Source organism: Streptomyces sp. NPDC034037 (genome assembly GCF_055575715.1).
This window is the reverse complement of record NZ_JBVISC010000005.1, coordinates 587567-602567: the sequence shown is the minus strand read 5'-3', so window position 1 is coordinate 602567 and position 15001 is coordinate 587567. Positions and strand designations below refer to the sequence as shown.

Below are 15001 nucleotides of genomic sequence, written 5' to 3'. Positions count from 1 at the left end.
CCCATCAAGAGGGTCGGGGGATGCGGTGGCGAACCCAGGAACACCGAAGCCCCCGCCGGACGGTGCGGTCCGGGCGGGGGCTTCGAAGAGGTGACCGTCAGGCGAAGAGGCCCGGGATCGTGCCCTCGTGCGCCTCGCGCAGTTCGCTCAGGGGCAGCGTGAACTGGCCCTGCACCTCGACCGCGTCGCCGTCGACGACGCCGATGCGCGTGACGGGCAGGCCCCGCGCGCCGCACATGTCGGTGAAGCGCAGCTCCTCGCTGCGCGGCACGGAGACGACCGCGCGCCCCGCCGACTCGGAGAAGAGGAACGTGAAGGCGTCCAGGCCGTCCGGGACGACCAGGCGGGCGCCCTTGCCGCCGCGCAGGCAGGACTCCGTGACGGCCTGCACGAGACCGCCGTCGGAGAGGTCGTGCGCGGCGTCGATCATGCCGTCGCGGGAGGCCGAGATCAGGATGTCCGCGAGCAGCTTCTCGCGGCCCAGGTCCACCTGGGGCGGCAGCCCGCCGAGGTGGTCGTGGATCACCTGCGACCAGGCCGAACCGCCGAACTCCTCGCGGGTCTCGCCGAGCAGGTAGAGGAGCTGGCCCTCTTCCCGGAAGGCGATCGGCGTGCGGCGGGCCACGTCGTCGATCACGCCGAGCACGGCGACGACCGGCGTCGGGTGGATCGCGGCCTCGCCGGTCTGGTTGTACAGCGAGACGTTGCCGCCGGTGACCGGGGTGCCCAGCTCCAGGCAGCCGTCCGCGAGACCGCGCACGGCCTCCGCGAACTGCCACATGACGTCCGGGTCCTCGGGGGAGCCGAAGTTCAGGCAGTCCGAGATCGCGAGCGGCCTGGCGCCCGAGGCGGCCACGTTGCGGTACGACTCGGCGAGCGCGAGCCGGGCGCCCGTGTAGGGGTCGAGCTTCGCGTACCGGCCGTTGCCGTCGGTGGCGATGGCGACGCCGAGGCCACTCTCCTCGCTGATCCGGATCATCCCGGAGTCCTCGGGCTGGGCGAGCACGGTGTTGCCCTGCACGAAGCGGTCGTACTGGTCGGTGACCCAGGACTTCGCGGCCTGGTTCGGGGCGGCGACCAGCTTCAGGACCTGCGCGCGCAGCTCGTCCGCGTCCGCCGGGCGGGGCAGCTTGTTCGCGTCGTCCGCCTGGAGCGCGTCCTGCCACGCCGGGCGGGCGTAGGGGCGCTCGTAGACCGGGCCGTCGTGCGCGACCGTGCGCGGGTCGACGTCGACGATCTTCTCGCCGTGCCAGAAGATCTCCAGGCGGTCGCCGTCGGTCACCTCACCGACGACGGTGGCGATGACGTCCCACTTCTCGCAGATCTCCAGGAAGCGCCCGACCTTGTCCGGCTCTACGACGGCGCACATGCGCTCCTGCGACTCGCTCATGAGGATCTCCTCGGGAGTGAGCGTGGAGTCGCGCAGCGGTACGTCGTCCAGCTCGACGCGCATGCCGCCGGAGCCGTTGGACGCCAACTCGCTGGTGGCGCAGGAGAGTCCGGCCGCGCCGAGGTCCTGGATGCCGACCACGAGCTTCTCGGCGAAGGCCTCCAGGGTGCACTCGATGAGGAGCTTCTCCTGGAAGGGGTCGCCGACCTGCACGGCGGGGCGCTTGCTCGGCTTGGTGTCGTCGAAGGTCTCCGACGCCAGGATCGAGGCGCCGCCGATGCCGTCGCCGCCGGTGCGGGCGCCGTACAGGATGACCTTGTTGCCGGGGCCCGACGCCTTGGCGAGGTGGATGTCCTCGTGCCGCATGACGCCGATGGCACCGGCGTTGACCAGCGGGTTGCCCTGGTAGCAGGCGTCGAAGACCAGCTCGCCGCCGATGTTGGGCAGGCCCAGGCAGTTTCCGTAGCCGCCGATGCCCGCGACGACGCCGGGCAGCACCCGCTTGGTGTCGGGGTGGTGCGCGTCGCCCATCCGCAGCGGGTCCACGACCGCGACCGGCCGGGCGCCCATCGCGATGATGTCGCGGACGATGCCGCCGACGCCGGTGGCCGCGCCCTGGTAGGGCTCGACGTACGAGGGGTGGTTGTGCGACTCGACCTTGAAGGTGACGGCGTAGCCCTGGCCGACGTCCACGACGCCGGCGTTCTCCCCGATGCCGACGAGCATCGCGTCGTTGTCGGGGACCTTCTCGCCGAACTGGCGCAGGTGGACCTTGCTGGACTTGTACGAGCAGTGCTCGGACCACATCACGGAGTACATGGCCAGCTCGGCGCCGGTCGGGCGGCGGCCGAGGATCTCGCGGACGCGCTCGTACTCGTCCTCCTTCAGGCCCAGTTCGGCCCAGGGCAGCTTGACGTCGGGCGTTTCGGCCGCGTGCTTGACGGTGTCCAGAGTCATGCGTTGACCAGCTTCTTCAGGATCGAGGTGAAGAATCCGAGGCCGTCGGTGCGGCCGGTCCCGACCAGCGGCTCGACCGCGTGCTCGGGGTGCGGCATGAGGCCGACGACGTTGCCCGCCTCGTTGGTGATGCCGGCGATGTCACGGAGCGAACCGTTGGGGTTGCCGTCGAGGTAGCGGAAGGCGACGCGGCCCTCGGCCTCCAGCATGTCCAGGGTCCGCTCGTCGGCGGTGTACTGCCCGTCGATGTTCTTGAGCGGGATCGAGATCTCCTGGCCCGCCGTGTAGTCGGCGGTCCAGGCGGTCCCGGCGTTCTCCACGCGCAGCTTCTGCTCGCGGCAGATGAAGTGCAGGTGGTTGTTGCGCAGCATCGCGCCCGGCAGGAGGTGGGTCTCGGTCAGCACCTGGAAGCCGTTGCAGATGCCGAGGACCGGCAGGCCGGCCTTCGCCTGCTCGATGACGGACTCCATCACCGGGGAGAACCGGGAGATGGCACCGGCCCGCAGATAGTCGCCGTAGGAGAAACCGCCGGGCAGCACCACGGCGTCGACCTGCTTGAGGTCCTTGTCCTTGTGCCACAGCGGCACGGCCTCGGCGCCCGCCACACGGACGGCGCGCCGGGTGTCGCGGTCGTCGAGGGTTCCGGGGAAAGTGACGACTCCAATTCGAGCGGTCACTTCTCGTCCTCCACCTTTACGACGAAGTCCTCGATCACGGTGTTGGCGAGGAAGGTCTCCGCCATCTCGTGGATACGGGCGAGGGCCGCGTCGTCCACCGGCCCGTCGACCTGAAGTTCGAATCGCTTTCCCTGACGTACGTCGGAGATGCCCTGGAAACCGAGGCGCGGCAGTGCACGCTGCACCGCCTGGCCCTGGGGGTCGAGGATCTCCGGCTTGAGCATGACGTCGACTACGACGCGTGCCACTGGCACTCCCGGTGTGTGGTGCTGGCGTGTGCTGCTTGCTGGTGCTGAGCAGGTCCCTTCAGACTACCGGCACAAAATTTCTACTCGCGTAGATTAGTAGCTTCCTACGTGATGGCGGTCACGTTCCGGGGCCCCGCCGGGTTTCGGGGCGGCCGCCTTCGCGAGGAATCCAGGAAAAGATCACGGACAGGCATTGCGCACGGACACGCGGAGGTATTCGGCCGGACTTCACAATTCAATGCCCGGCCCTGTACAAAGGAAAAGGCAATAGTCGATACTTTGCCCAAAACAGCCGGACAGTCGACATCACCGCACGTCAGCGCGGTGGGTCGCACGAAGGGACCGATATTCGTGGCGCAGCGTGTCGTAGTCACTCTCTTTGACGACATGGACGGCGGGGAAGCGGCGGAAACAGTCGCGTTCGGTCTTGACGGCAAGTCGTACGAGATCGACCTGAACCAAACCAATGCCAAGAAACTGCGCACGGCACTCGCCCCGTACCTGGAGGCGGCCCGGAAGCGGTCGAGATCCGGCAAGGCCTACCGGCACACGGCCGTCTCCCCCGACCCGTCGGCCGTCCGGGCCTGGGCCCGCTCGCACCAGCTCGACGTACCGGCGCGCGGCCGCATCCCGAAGAAGGTCTACGAGGCCTTCGAGGCCGCCAACTGACCCGGCGTCCGCCGAGGTACGAGCCCCTCGCGGCGACCGACTTGCGCTGCACCCCCGCTGGTCAGCTAGAGTCTGGAGCACGCCGAGGGGCGAGGCCGAAAGGCCGGGCCTCACGGAGTCGTGCGGGTGTAGTTCAGTAGTAGAACATCCCCCTTCCAGGGGGAAGGCGCAGTGTGCAATTCCTGTCACCCGCTCCGCATCGCTTACGGACCAGTCCTCTGGTTGCGGTAAGCTGGTGCCCGCGCCGATCAGTGAGAGCTGGTCGGAGGCAATGCGAACGTAGCTCAGTTGGTAGAGCGCAACCTTGCCAAGGTTGAGGTCGCGAGTTCGAACCTCGTCGTTCGCTCCAGTCAAGAAGGCCCCGGTCGATTTCGACCGGGGCCTTCTTCGTGTGCGCTTCCGCGGCCGCTCCCCGGGGCCCCGCGGGGGCTTCTGACATTTGTCATGCGGGCCGGTGACAGTCCGCACTGCTGCCGCGCCCCTGACCGGGGGAAGCTTCTCCCATGACGGACCAAGTGATCGACGTGAGAGATCTCCGGCGCGTGTACGGGGGAGGTTTCGAGGCGGTGCGGGGCGTCTCCTTCGGGGTGGGGCGCGGCGAGCTGTTCGCGCTCCTCGGCACCAACGGCGCCGGCAAGACCTCCACCGTGGAGCTGCTCGAAGGCCTCGCGGCACCCGCCGGCGGGCGGGTCCGGGTGCTCGGGCACGACCCGTACACCGAGCGCGACGCGGTACGGCCGCGCATCGGCGTCATGCTCCAAGAAGGCGGCTTCCCGGCCGAGTTGACCGTCGCCGAGACGGTGCGGATGTGGGCCGGGTGCACCAGCGGGGCCCGGCCAGCCGCTCAGGCCCTGGACATGGTGGGCCTCGGCAAGCGCTCCCGCGTACGCGTCAAGCAGCTGTCCGGCGGCGAGAAGCGGCGGCTCGACCTGGCCCTGGCGCTCATCGGGCGGCCCGAGGTGCTCTTCCTCGACGAGCCCACCACCGGCCTCGACGCCGAAGGGCGCCGCGAGACCTGGGAACTGGTCCGCGAACTCCGGGACGGCGGCACGACCGTGCTGCTCACCACGCACTACCTGCAGGAGGCCGAGGAACTGGCCGACCGGCTCGCGATCCTGCACGAGGGCCGGATCGCCGCCGACGGAAGCGTCGCCGACGTGGTCGCCACCCAGCCCTCCCACGTCTCCTTCGAACTGCCCGAGGGGTACTTCGTCGGCGATCTGCCGCCCCTCGCCGAGCTGGGCGTCAGCGGACACGAGAGCACGGAGCGCCGGGTGCGGCTGCGGACGAAGGACCTCCAGCGGACCGCCACGGCGCTGCTGGTGTGGGCCAGGGACGCCCGGGTCGAGCTGCGGGGGCTCGACGTGCGGGCGGCCTCGCTGGAGGAGGCGTTCCTGCGGATCGCGCGGGACGCCGAGCGGACGCGGGGCACGGAACACGGGGATTCCCGGGGGGACTCGGCCGAGAAGGAGATGGCGGCATGAGCACGGTGACGACTCCCGTGGGGCGGATGCGGGCGCTGGCGCGCGCCGAGATGACCCTGCTCGGGCGGAACAAGGGGACGCTGTTCGCCGCGCTGTTCGTGCCGTTCGTCCTCCCGGTCAGCATGCGGCAGGCCACCGAGGGGATGGACCTGAAGGGCACCGGCCTCTCCGTCGGCACCGTCGTGCTGCCGAGCGCCCTCGGCTTCTCGCTGCTCTTCGCCGTGTACGCCACCCTGACCGGCGTCTACGTCGCCCGGCGCGAGGAACTGGTGCTCAAGCGGCTGCGCACCGGCGAGCTGCGGGACGCCGAGATACTCACCGGCGCCGCGCTGCCGTCGCTCGCGATCGGGATCGTGCAGTGCCTCGTCCTCGGCGTGGGCTGCGCGGTGCTCCTGGACGCCGGGGCGCCGAGCGCGCCCCACCTCGTGGTGCTCGGGGTCGCCGCGGGCCTCGTGATGTTCGCCGCGCTGGCAGCCGTCACCGGAAGCTTCAGCAGGACCACCGAGTCCGCCCAGGTCATGAGCATGCCGCTGATCTTCGTGTCGATGATCGGCTCCGGGCTCATCGTCCCGTTCGAGGTCATGCCCGACAAGGTCGCCCGGGTCTGTGAGCTGCTGCCGCTCTCGTCGGTCGTCGAGCTGGTCCGCGGCGGCTGGGCCGGCCACCTCTCGACGGGCGACACCCTCGGCGCCCTCGCCACGGCGGTGGTCTGGACCCTGCTGTCGGTGTTTGCTGTACGGCGGTGGTTCCGCTGGGAACCCCGGCACTGAGGGAGGGGTCGGCGTGATGGGGATCCGGGCCTGGCAGCGCGACTGGCGGCGCCGGCGCCAGATAGAGAAGGTCGAGTTCCAGAGCCTGGCCATGTGGCACGCCATGCCCTGGCTCTTCTACCTCAGCTGGGGTTCCGTGCCGCTCGCCCTGAGCCTGAGCGCCGGGCCCGCCGCGCAGATCCTCGGCTGGGCGCTGATCGCGGTGGGCGCCGCGCAGAGCGCGCACGTCAACCGCAGCGTGCGGCGCTCGCTCGACCACTATCTGAAGCGGGGCCCGCTGCCGCGCCGGGACCTCGCCGTCGGAGGCGCTCTGCTCGTCCTCTCCTTCGGCCTCGTCCTCGGCCTGGAGGCGGTGGACGGTGTCACCGAGGGAATGATCGGCTTCACGACGCTGTACCTGGTGGCGCCGTTCGGCCAGTCGCTCGCCTTCACCGGGACGGTACGGGACTTCCTCGTCCGCATGGCCGTGATCGACGCCGTGGCCGTGGCCGGGTTCGCGGCCGTCGGGGTGCACGACGAGCGGCTCGCCGGGTTCGCCGCGCTCATCGCCTTCGGGGCCCTGATGACGCTGCTCTCCGCGCGGTGCGGCGCCTGGACGCTCTCCGTGATGTGGGAGGCCGACCGGGCCCGCGAGGTCGAGGCACGGCTCGCGGTCGCCGAGGAGCGGCTGCGGTTCGGGCGGGACCTGCACGACGTGATGGGCCGCAACCTCGCCGTCATCGCCCTCAAGAGCGAGCTGGCGGTCCAGCTGGCGCGGCGCGGGCGGCCCGAGGCCGTGGACCAGATGGTCGAGGTCCAGCGGATCGCGCAGGAGTCGCAGCGGGAGGTGCGGGAAGTGGTACGCGGCTACCGCGAGGCCGATCTCGGGACGGAACTCCTCGGGGCGCGGGGCGTCCTGGAGGCGGCCGGGATCAGCTGCCGGGTCACCGGCTCGGCGGCGGGGCTGCCGGCCCCCGTGCAGTCCGCGCTCGGCTGGGTCGTACGGGAGGCGGCCACCAACGTGCTGCGGCACGGCGACGCGTCCCGCTGCGACATCACCCTGACGGTGACGGACGAACGTACGACGCTGACCGTCGAGAACGACGGCGCCCCGGACGCCGCGCCCTCGGCCGGCGGCTCGGGCCTCGCCGGGCTCAGGGAACGGCTGGCCGAGGTCGACGGCACTCTGGACCACGCGGCCGGGCGGGGCCGCTTCCGGCTCACGGCGACCGTGCCGTCGCCGCGGCCCGCCACCGAAAGCGGCCCGGCGGCGGCCGCGTCCCCCCGGAGCGAGGTCCTGCTGTGAGCGCCGTGCGCGTGCTGCTCGCCGACGACGAGCACCTCATCCGGGGCGCCCTCGCCGCGCTCCTCGGCCTCGAGGACGACCTCGTCGTCGTCGCCGAGGCGGCGACCGGCCCCGAGGCGCTCGCCATGGCGCGGGCCCACCGGCCCGACGTCGCGGTGCTCGACCTCCAGATGCCGGGCGCCGACGGTGTGAGTGTGGCCACATCCCTGCGGGACGAACTCCCGCGCTGCCGGACCATGATCGTGACGAGTCATGGCAGACCGGGACATCTCAAGCGGGCCCTCGCGGTGGGCGTCCGCGGCTTCGTTCCGAAGACCGTCAGCGCCCAGCGACTCGCCGAGATCATCCGTACCGTGCACGCCGGAAACCGTTACGTGGACCCGGAGTTGGCCGCCGACGCGATCTCCGCCGGGGACTCGCCGCTGACCGCCCGGGAGGCCGAGGTGCTCGAACTCGCCGCCGACGGGGCGCCCGTCACGGAGATCGCCGAGCGGGCCGCGCTCTCCCCCGGGACCGTCCGCAACTACCTCTCCTCGGCGGCCACCAAGATCGGGGCGGAGAATCGTCATGCGGCGGTGCGTCTCGCACGCGAGCGAGGTTGGGTATAGTTGTCCTCGCGCTTCGGCGCAACGCGGACGTAGCTCAGTTGGTAGAGCGCAACCTTGCCAAGGTTGAGGTCGCCAGTTCGAACCTGGTCGTCCGCTCAAGTGAAAGGCCCCGCTCCTCGGAGCGGGGCCTTTTCCGTGCGTCCTCCTGGCCGCCCGCGCTACCAGGCGGTGCCGGTGAGCCGCTCGTACGCCTCGATGTACTTGGCGCGGGTGGCGTCCACCACGTCCTGCGGCAGCGCCGGCGGCGGCTGCTCGCTCTTCCGGTCCCAGCCCGAGGCCGGCGACGTCAGCCAGTCCCGTACGAACTGCTTGTCGTACGACGGCTGGGCGTGGCCCGGCTCCCACTGGTCCGCGGGCCAAAAACGCGACGAGTCGGGGGTCAGGACCTCGTCGCCGATGATCAGCGCGGTGCCGTCGAAGCCGAACTCGAACTTGGTGTCCGCGAGGATCAGGCCGCGCTCGCGCGCGATGTCCCGGGCGCGGCTGTAGACGGCGAGCGTGACCTGCCGCAGCTGGGCGGCGGTCTCGGCGCCGACCTGGCGGGCAACCTCTTCGTAGCTCACGTTCTCGTCGTGCTCGCCGACGGCGGCCTTCGCGGCGGGCGTGAAGATGGGCGCGGGCAGCTCCGAGCCGTCGACCAGGCCCTCGGGCAGCGCGAGGCCGCAGACGGTGCGGGTGTCGCCGTACTCCAGAAGGCCCGAGCCGGTGAGGTAGCCGCGGGCCACGCACTCCACCGGGATCATCTCCAGGGACTTGCAGACGAGCGTACGGCCCTCCCAGTCGGCGGGCGCGCCCTGCGGCAGGTCGGTGGAGATGACATGGTTCGGCACGATGTCCGCGAGCTGGTCGAACCACCACAGGGACAGCTGCGTGAGGACGCGGCCCTTGTCCGGGATCTCCGAGGGCAGCACCCAGTCATAGGCGGACAGGCGGTCGCTGGCCACCATGATCAGCTCGCCCGCCTCGTTCCGGTACAGCTCGCGCACCTTGCCGGTGTGAAGGTGCACCAGGCCCGGGATCTGCAGCGGCTCGGGCTTTTCTACGAATCCGGACACGGTTCCCTCCAGTGCTTTAGGCCAAGTCGTGTCGATTCTCCCGTATCGACGGCGCGGTCCCGGCCACGGGTCGGCTGCGGCGGGCGATCAGGGCTGGTCACAGGGGGGTACGGGGTCCCGGGGGCCGGGGGTACCGGGCCCCCGGGAGTACAGAGGGAGGGGTCAGTCCCGCTTGCAGATGCGGTCCAGGAGGTTGGCCGTGGCGCGCTGGACCCGGGTGTCCACGTGTCCCGGGCGGTCCAGCGCCGGGGACCAGGCGAAGGTGCCGGAGGCGAAGACCAGGGCGCCCGAGGGAGCGCGGTAGAGCGAGGTCTCCTGGTGGCGCCGGACGCCCTCCGCGTCCTCGTACGGCGAGTGGGCGAGCAGGATGCGGCCCTGGTGCTCGGGGAGCGCCGTCCGCGGGTAGTAGCGGTCGGCCTCACCGGCGACGAGCCCGTCGATCTCGTCGCCCTCGTGCGCGCCCGTCGCCTCCCACAGCCAATGGTCGGCGTTGCGCACGACGAGGGGGCGCGGCTCGGGGACGCGGCCCGCGTACTGGATGCCGAGCAGTTGCTGCTCGGCCGCCTTGCCGGCGTCCCGCTCGCGCCAGAGGGCGGGTCTGCCGGGGCCGCGGCGCTTGCGGCAGGTCAGCAGCCGGTCCGGGACGCCGGACGGGGAAGGGCTCAACTCCACTTGCCAGTACATGGTGTTGGCCGAGAGGAAGACCAGCGAGGTGCCGCCGTCGCGGGCCAGCTCCGCGGTGCGGCGCATGGCCGGTGACCAGTACTCGTCGTGGCCGGGGAAGACCAGGCCCCGGTAGCGGGAGGGGTCGACGCGGCCCGCGTGCAGGTCGCGGGCGTCGGCGTACGCCAGGTCGTAGCCGTAGCGCTCGGCCCAGCGGATGAAGTCGTAGGCGTGGCCCACGTGCAGGGGCAGGCCCGCGCCCGCGAACGGCCGGTCGAAGGAGACCGTCACGGCGGCCTCGCTCTCCCCCAGGAGACGGCCCTGCTCGTCCCACGCGTGGTAGAGGCTGGCGCCCGTGCACCCGTCCTCCGGGTAGAGGTTGTACGCCTGCCACGTCACGTCCGGCAGGAGCAGCAGGAGGTCGGCGGGGTGCGTGTCGCGGACCGTGAAGGGCACGTGGGAACGGTAGCCGTCGTCGGTCGTGAGCACCGCCACGTACGCCCCGACGCTCCAGTAACTCGGGATCTGCAGCCGCCAGGAGAGCCACCAGTGGTGGCAGGAGACCGTGCGGTCGGCGGTGAGCGGGGCCGGCTGGACGATGCCCGACAGGCGCGGGCTGGTCGTGATCTTCCGGGCGCCGTCCCCGCCGTAGTGCCCGATGCGGTAGATGTCGACGCTGAACTGCTGGGGCGGGTCGACCGTGACGTGGAAGTCGATCGCCTCGCCGGGGGCGGCGGCGCCGGTGGAGGTGAACCCCTTGATCTGGCAGCGCACGTCGTCGGCGTTCAGCGGGCCGGTGCGGGGGGCCGGCAGGCCGGCGCCGGGGGCCTGGGCGGGGTCGACGTACCAGGGCACCACGTGGCCCGTGTCGTCGAAGTAGTGCTCGGATCCGCGCAGCCAGGGCAGGGGGCCCTGCCCGAAGGGGTCCGACACGGCGTGCGCCAGCGCGCCCGATTCCCAGCGGCGGATCGGCTCCTGCCCCATGTCTTCCCCTCCTCGCTCCCCCGAGCCCGCGCCACCGACGGACTCCCGCGGTTCGGCGCCTGCTCCCAGCACATCACATTAAGCACGCGCGCCGTCACCGTTCGTCGTTAATTGGCGGCGACGGGAGGGATCCAGGGTCCCCACGTTCTCCGGGCCCCCGGGCCCCGGGCCCCCGGCCGGGCCGGGACGGGTCGAGTCGGGCCGGGACGGGTCGAGTTGGGTCGGGCCGGGTCAGACGAGGCGGACCGGCTTGTCCTGGCGGACGCCGAGGCGGGTGAGCCAGTCGCGCAGGGCGGACGGATCGCCGTGCTCGACGAGCCGCAGCACGCGCGGCGCGAGATCCGCCGCGCGCTCTCCGTCGACCATCAGGGCGGGGCCGTCGAGCCAGTCGAGGCCCGGGGCGGCTCCCGCCGTGTCCACGGCCGCGCAGCACACCATCGCCGTGACGTGGTCGGCCAGCAGCTCGCGCCCCGTCCGGGGCGGCTGGAGCGGGAAGAGGGGCAGCGCGCCATGGTCCCAGAGCGCCTCGTCGGGCCCCTGGCCCATCGGCGCGGAGCGAACCGGCGCGGCGGCCTCCTCCCGCGCCAACTCGGCGCTGAGCCCGGCCGCGAGGACTCCGCCGAGGCCTTCGTCCCGGGCGAGGGGGTCGGGGTCGTCGGGGGCGTGAGCGTCACCACCGGGACCGCCCAGGGCGAGGGCGTCGTCCCCGGGACCGCCCAGGGAGCGGGCGTCAGGTTCATGGCCGTCAGAGCCGAGGGCATCACGACCGGAGTCACCAGAACCCCGGGCCCCGGAGGCGAGGGCGTCAGAGACGTCGGAGACGGCAGGGGCGCCGGAGGCGCCGGAGGCGTCAGAGAGGTCAGACACGTGAGCGAGGCCAGCAAGGTCAGAGGCGTCAGAGAGGTCAGACACGTCAGCCAGGCCAGCAAGGCCAGAGGCGTCAGAGACGTCAGAGGCAAGCGCGCCAGATACCCCGGTGGCCGTCAGGTGGTCCAGTACGCGGGCCAGGGTCGGGCCCTCCGGGCCGGGGGTGGTCGGGTCGGCGGCGTGGTGGCCGACGCTCAGGGAGTCAAGGACGCGATGCAGCCGCGCCGCGTCCATGCGCCACTTGCGGTCGACGACCTCGTCCGGATACTCCTGCCACGCCACCGGCGCCCAGTCCGGCCCCTGCTCGGCGGGGCCGCCGTGGAAGAGCCGGGCGGCGAGCAGCGAGGCCGCCTCGTCCACGCATCCGGGCTCCTCCAGCAGGTCACAGGCGGGGCGCTCCCCCAGCCGCGAGGCGAAGCCCTCCGCCAGCCGGTCCCTGCGGGACAGCTCGGTGAGCGCGGAGACCACCCCGGCGTCCAGCCGGGAGGGCCAGCGCCCCATGCGCCAGGCGGGCAGCGCCACCCGGGTGAGCAGCCGGTCCCAGCCCGCGTACGCGAGCCCGACCTGCTCCTGGGCGACGATCCGCACGCCGTAGTCCACGGTCTGGGCGCGCTCGGCGGCGGCCGCGGCGACACCCCGCTCCATCTCGGCGGCATGGACCCGGCAGTTGCGCAGGAGCAGCCGGGCGACCCAGCCGACGCCACCGAGCACCACCCGGGTCACGGGATTGCGCCCCGGGGCCGAGGCGACCGCGACCGCGGCGTCGAGCCCGCGCACGAAGCGCCGGGCGGCGGCTATGTCGGGGTGCGCGGAGGGCCCCGTACCCGCCACGACGGGGGCGAGCACCGCCCGCAGCTCACCGACCCGCATCCACCACAGGAAGGGGGAGCCGATGACGAGCACCGGCGCGTCAAGGGCCTGGTGGTGCGCGCCGCGCACGCCGCCGGCGGGCGCGCCGTCCGTGGCGCGGGAGCCGTCCGTGGCGCGGGAGCCGTCCCGGTCCTTCGCGGCCGAGCCGTGCGCCGGGTGCGTGCGGTCCTCCAGCCAGCTGTCGCAGTCGGGGGTGAGCGCTATCGCCGAGGGCGCGGGCACGTCCAACCGGTCCGCGAGATCCCGGACCAGGCGGTACAGGTCCGGGGCGGACTTCTCGGCGATGGGGACCGTCGGACTCAGCGCGGGTCTGGCCCGGGCGACGACCAGCGAGACGCCCGCCGCGGCGAGCAGCACCAGCACGGCGAGCACCGTCACGACCCAGCCCACGACGTCCCAATTCCCGCCGCCGACATGCCCCGTGACCCTGCCCGCGAGCAGCACGACGGCGGCGGCCGCGGGCAGCAGGGCGACGGCCAGCGCCCTGCTGCGCAACCGCAGCACGGCGAGCGCCCGGGAGCGCGCGGCCTGCGCGCCGACCTCCACACCCGTAACCGACACGACCGATGGCACCCCCTGCTTGCCTACTGCTCGGCCACCGGCACAAGCCGGTGGCGCACATGGCTGGCGTTCCTTCTGCTCATTCCCCCACTGTGGCACCCGCCACTGACATCGCAATGCCGGTGGTCTGTTTGGCTCTGGGCGCCCTGAACGCTTGCGCCGCACCCTAGTTGGGGTCCCGGTCGTCGTCAGCCGGATGGGCCAGCGGTCACTCGATGGAATGGCTTTGGGTAAAGGTGGATGCCGAACAGGCCCCGGATCCGTGTCGGATCCGGGGCCTGAGGTCAGCGGGGAGTCACCCGTGGGCGAGGCCGGTCACGCCTCGGCCGCCGCCTTCGCCGCGATGTCCGTGCGGTGCTGCGAGCCGTCGAGGCGGATACGGGACAGCGCGGCGTACGCCCGCTCACGGGCCTGGTCGAGGCCGTCGCCGGTCGCGGTCACGGAGAGCACGCGGCCGCCCGCGCTGACGACGGCGTCGCCGTCCCGCCTGGTTCCGGCGTGCAGGACGTACGCGTGCGGGGCATCCTGGGCCGCCACCTCGTCGAGCCCCTCGATGGGGTCACCCGTGCGAGGCGTGCCGGGGTAGTTGTGCGAGGCGACGACCACGGTCACCGCGGCCTCGTCGCTCCAGCGCAGCGGGGGCAGGTCCGCGAGGTTGCCGGTCGCCGCGGCCAGCAGGAGTCCGGCGAGTGGGGTCTTCAGACGGGCCAGCACGACCTGGGTCTCGGGGTCGCCGAACCGGGCGTTGAACTCGATGACCCGCACCCCGCGGCTCGTGATCGCCAGGCCCGCGTAGAGCAGGCCCGCGAACGGGGTGCCGCGGCGGCGCAGCTCGTCAACGGTCGGCTGGAGCACGCTGTCCATGACCTCGTCGACCAGCTTCGGGTCGGCCCACGGGAGGGGCGAGTACGCGCCCATGCCGCCGGTGTTCGGCCCCTCGTCGCCGTCCAGGGCGCGCTTGAAGTCCTGGGCGGGCTGGAGGGGGACGACCGTCTCGCCGTCGGTGACCGCGAAGAGGGAGACCTCGGGGCCGTCGAGGAACTCCTCGATGACCACCCGGTCACACGCGAGGGCGTGCGCGCGGGCCGCCTCGATGTCGTCGGTGACGACGACTCCCTTGCCCGCGGCGAGCCCGTCGTCCTTGACGACGTACGGCGCCCCGAAGGCGTCCAGGGCCCGGTCGATCTCCTCCGCGTTCGTACAGACGTACGACCGGGCGGTCGGCACGCTCGCGCCCGCCATCACGTCCTTGGCGAACGCCTTGGAGCCCTCCAGGCGTGCCGCCTCCTTGGAGGGGCCGAAGCAGGGGATGCCGGCGGCACGCACGGCGTCGGCGACACCGGCGACGAGCGGGGCCTCCGGGCCCACGATCACCAGGCCGGCGTCCAGTCGCCGGGCGAGAGCGGTCACGGCGGCGCCGTCGAGGGCGTCGACCTGATGGGTCTCGGCCACCTCTGCGATGCCGGCGTTGCCGGGGGCGCAGTGCAGCTCGGAGACGGCGGAGTCGAGGGACAGAGAGCGGCACAGGGCGTGTTCGCGGGCACCACTGCCGATGACGAGGACCTTCACGGTGGTCAGCCTAGCCCGCGACCCGGGACGACTTTGTACGGCCTGCCAGCTCTGGCTCCGGAGCCTGTCGTACGTTCCTACAGTTCCGGTGCGTCCCCCTTGGCGTCCGCCGGACTGACCGCCGGAACGGGGCGGGGCGGGGCGGGGCGGCCGCCTGGGCTTGACCACCGGGACCGGGCCCCCTGGCGTGCACCTGGGCCCGCCCACCGGAACTGGGCCACCCCCCTGGCGTACGTCTGGACCTGAGCACCGAGGCCGGGCCCCCAGTGGCGTACGCCTGGGGGGGACCACCGGGGCCAGGCCACACTCGGCCTACGCCTGAGCCTGGCCACTGGGACCAGGCC

12 protein-coding genes and 3 tRNA genes are annotated in these 15001 nt (G+C 72.3%); 8 read left to right on the top strand and 7 right to left on the bottom strand.

The genetic code is table 11. From position 1 onward, the window contains the following. Nucleotides 1–97 precede the first annotated feature (97 nt). The 3 genes from purL to purS are packed head-to-tail and all read right to left on the bottom strand — an operon-like array spanning nt 98 to nt 3272. Entirely contained in the window at nt 98–2347 is a 2250-nt protein-coding gene (purL, locus tag ACZ516_RS21010) for a phosphoribosylformylglycinamidine synthase subunit PurL (protein ID WP_358582502.1), read from the bottom strand. Continuing rightward, nucleotides 2344–3024: a phosphoribosylformylglycinamidine synthase subunit PurQ gene (gene purQ, locus ACZ516_RS21005; RefSeq protein WP_358582499.1), complete on the bottom strand. Its 681-nt coding sequence runs from the start codon at nt 3022–3024 to the stop codon at nt 2344–2346. Before purQ ends, purL begins: the two co-directional genes overlap by 4 nt. Further along, a complete protein-coding gene (purS, locus tag ACZ516_RS21000) occupies nt 3021–3272 on the bottom strand; it encodes a phosphoribosylformylglycinamidine synthase subunit PurS (RefSeq protein WP_358582497.1) in 252 nt (83 codons plus the stop codon). The genes purQ and purS overlap by 4 nt, the downstream gene beginning before the upstream one ends. 351 nt (nt 3273–3623) lie before the next feature. Between purS and ACZ516_RS20995 the strand changes: the two genes are divergently transcribed. From ACZ516_RS20995 to ACZ516_RS20960, 8 genes are all read left to right on the top strand, one after another. Then, nucleotides 3624–3941, top strand: coding sequence for a histone-like nucleoid-structuring protein Lsr2 (locus tag ACZ516_RS20995; protein ID WP_358582495.1), 318 nt, complete (start codon nt 3624–3626; stop codon nt 3939–3941). A gap of 122 nt (nt 3942–4063) precedes the next feature. After that, nucleotides 4064–4135: transfer RNA gene (locus ACZ516_RS20990), tRNA-Gly, on the top strand. Nucleotides 4136–4214: 79 nt separating this feature from the next. Further along, nucleotides 4215–4290, top strand: a tRNA-Gly gene (locus tag ACZ516_RS20985). 154 nt (nt 4291–4444) lie between these two features. Then, nucleotides 4445–5425, top strand: a complete 981-nt coding sequence (locus tag ACZ516_RS20980; protein ID WP_469011330.1) for an ABC transporter ATP-binding protein — start codon at nt 4445–4447, stop codon at nt 5423–5425. Next, on the top strand, nt 5422–6195 hold the full coding sequence (locus tag ACZ516_RS20975) for an ABC transporter permease (protein ID WP_469011329.1): 774 nt from the start codon (nt 5422–5424) through the stop codon (nt 6193–6195). The genes ACZ516_RS20980 and ACZ516_RS20975 overlap by 4 nt, the downstream gene beginning before the upstream one ends. 16 nt (nt 6196–6211) lie before the next feature. Further along, entirely contained in the window at nt 6212–7480 is a 1269-nt protein-coding gene (locus tag ACZ516_RS20970; protein WP_469011362.1) for a sensor histidine kinase, read from the top strand. Next, nucleotides 7477–8088, top strand: coding sequence for a response regulator transcription factor (locus ACZ516_RS20965; RefSeq protein ID WP_361081377.1), 612 nt, complete (start codon nt 7477–7479; stop codon nt 8086–8088). Before ACZ516_RS20970 ends, ACZ516_RS20965 begins: the two co-directional genes overlap by 4 nt. Nucleotides 8089–8111: 23 nt before the next feature. Beyond that, nucleotides 8112–8184 (top strand) — tRNA-Gly (locus ACZ516_RS20960). 62 nt (nt 8185–8246) lie between these two features. Here ACZ516_RS20960 and ACZ516_RS20955 read toward each other — a convergent pair. The 4 genes from ACZ516_RS20955 to purD form a co-directional block, all read right to left on the bottom strand. Continuing rightward, the gene (locus ACZ516_RS20955; protein WP_358582486.1) at nt 8247–9143 is read right to left on the bottom strand and encodes a phosphoribosylaminoimidazolesuccinocarboxamide synthase; all 897 of its coding nucleotides are present in this window, start codon (nt 9141–9143) and stop codon (nt 8247–8249) included. 162 nt (nt 9144–9305) lie between these two features. Then, a complete protein-coding gene (locus tag ACZ516_RS20950; protein WP_361081371.1) occupies nt 9306–10790 on the bottom strand; it encodes a N,N-dimethylformamidase beta subunit family domain-containing protein in 1485 nt (494 codons plus the stop codon). 231 nt (nt 10791–11021) lie between these two features. Continuing rightward, on the bottom strand, nt 11022–13088 hold the full coding sequence (locus ACZ516_RS20945) for a hypothetical protein (RefSeq protein ID WP_469011328.1): 2067 nt from the start codon (nt 13086–13088) through the stop codon (nt 11022–11024). A gap of 315 nt (nt 13089–13403) precedes the next feature. Continuing rightward, complete coding sequence (gene purD, locus ACZ516_RS20940) at nt 13404–14657, bottom strand: phosphoribosylamine--glycine ligase (protein ID WP_358700398.1); 1254 nt, start codon at nt 14655–14657, stop codon at nt 13404–13406. Nucleotides 14658–15001 lie beyond the last annotated feature (344 nt).

Excerpts from the sequence above, each read along its gene's own strand:
- purL (WP_358582502.1), bottom strand. The coding sequence starts at position 2,347 with ATGACTCTGGACACCGTCAAGCACGCGGCCGAAACGCCCGACGTCAAG.
- ACZ516_RS20950 (WP_361081371.1), bottom strand. The coding sequence starts at position 10,790 with ATGGGGCAGGAGCCGATCCGCCGCTGGGAATCGGGCGCGCTGGCGCAC.
- ACZ516_RS20970 (WP_469011362.1), top strand. The coding sequence starts at position 6,212 with ATGGGGATCCGGGCCTGGCAGCGCGACTGGCGGCGCCGGCGCCAGATA.
- ACZ516_RS20975 (WP_469011329.1), top strand. The coding sequence starts at position 5,422 with ATGAGCACGGTGACGACTCCCGTGGGGCGGATGCGGGCGCTGGCGCGC.
- ACZ516_RS20980 (WP_469011330.1), top strand. The coding sequence starts at position 4,445 with ATGACGGACCAAGTGATCGACGTGAGAGATCTCCGGCGCGTGTACGGG.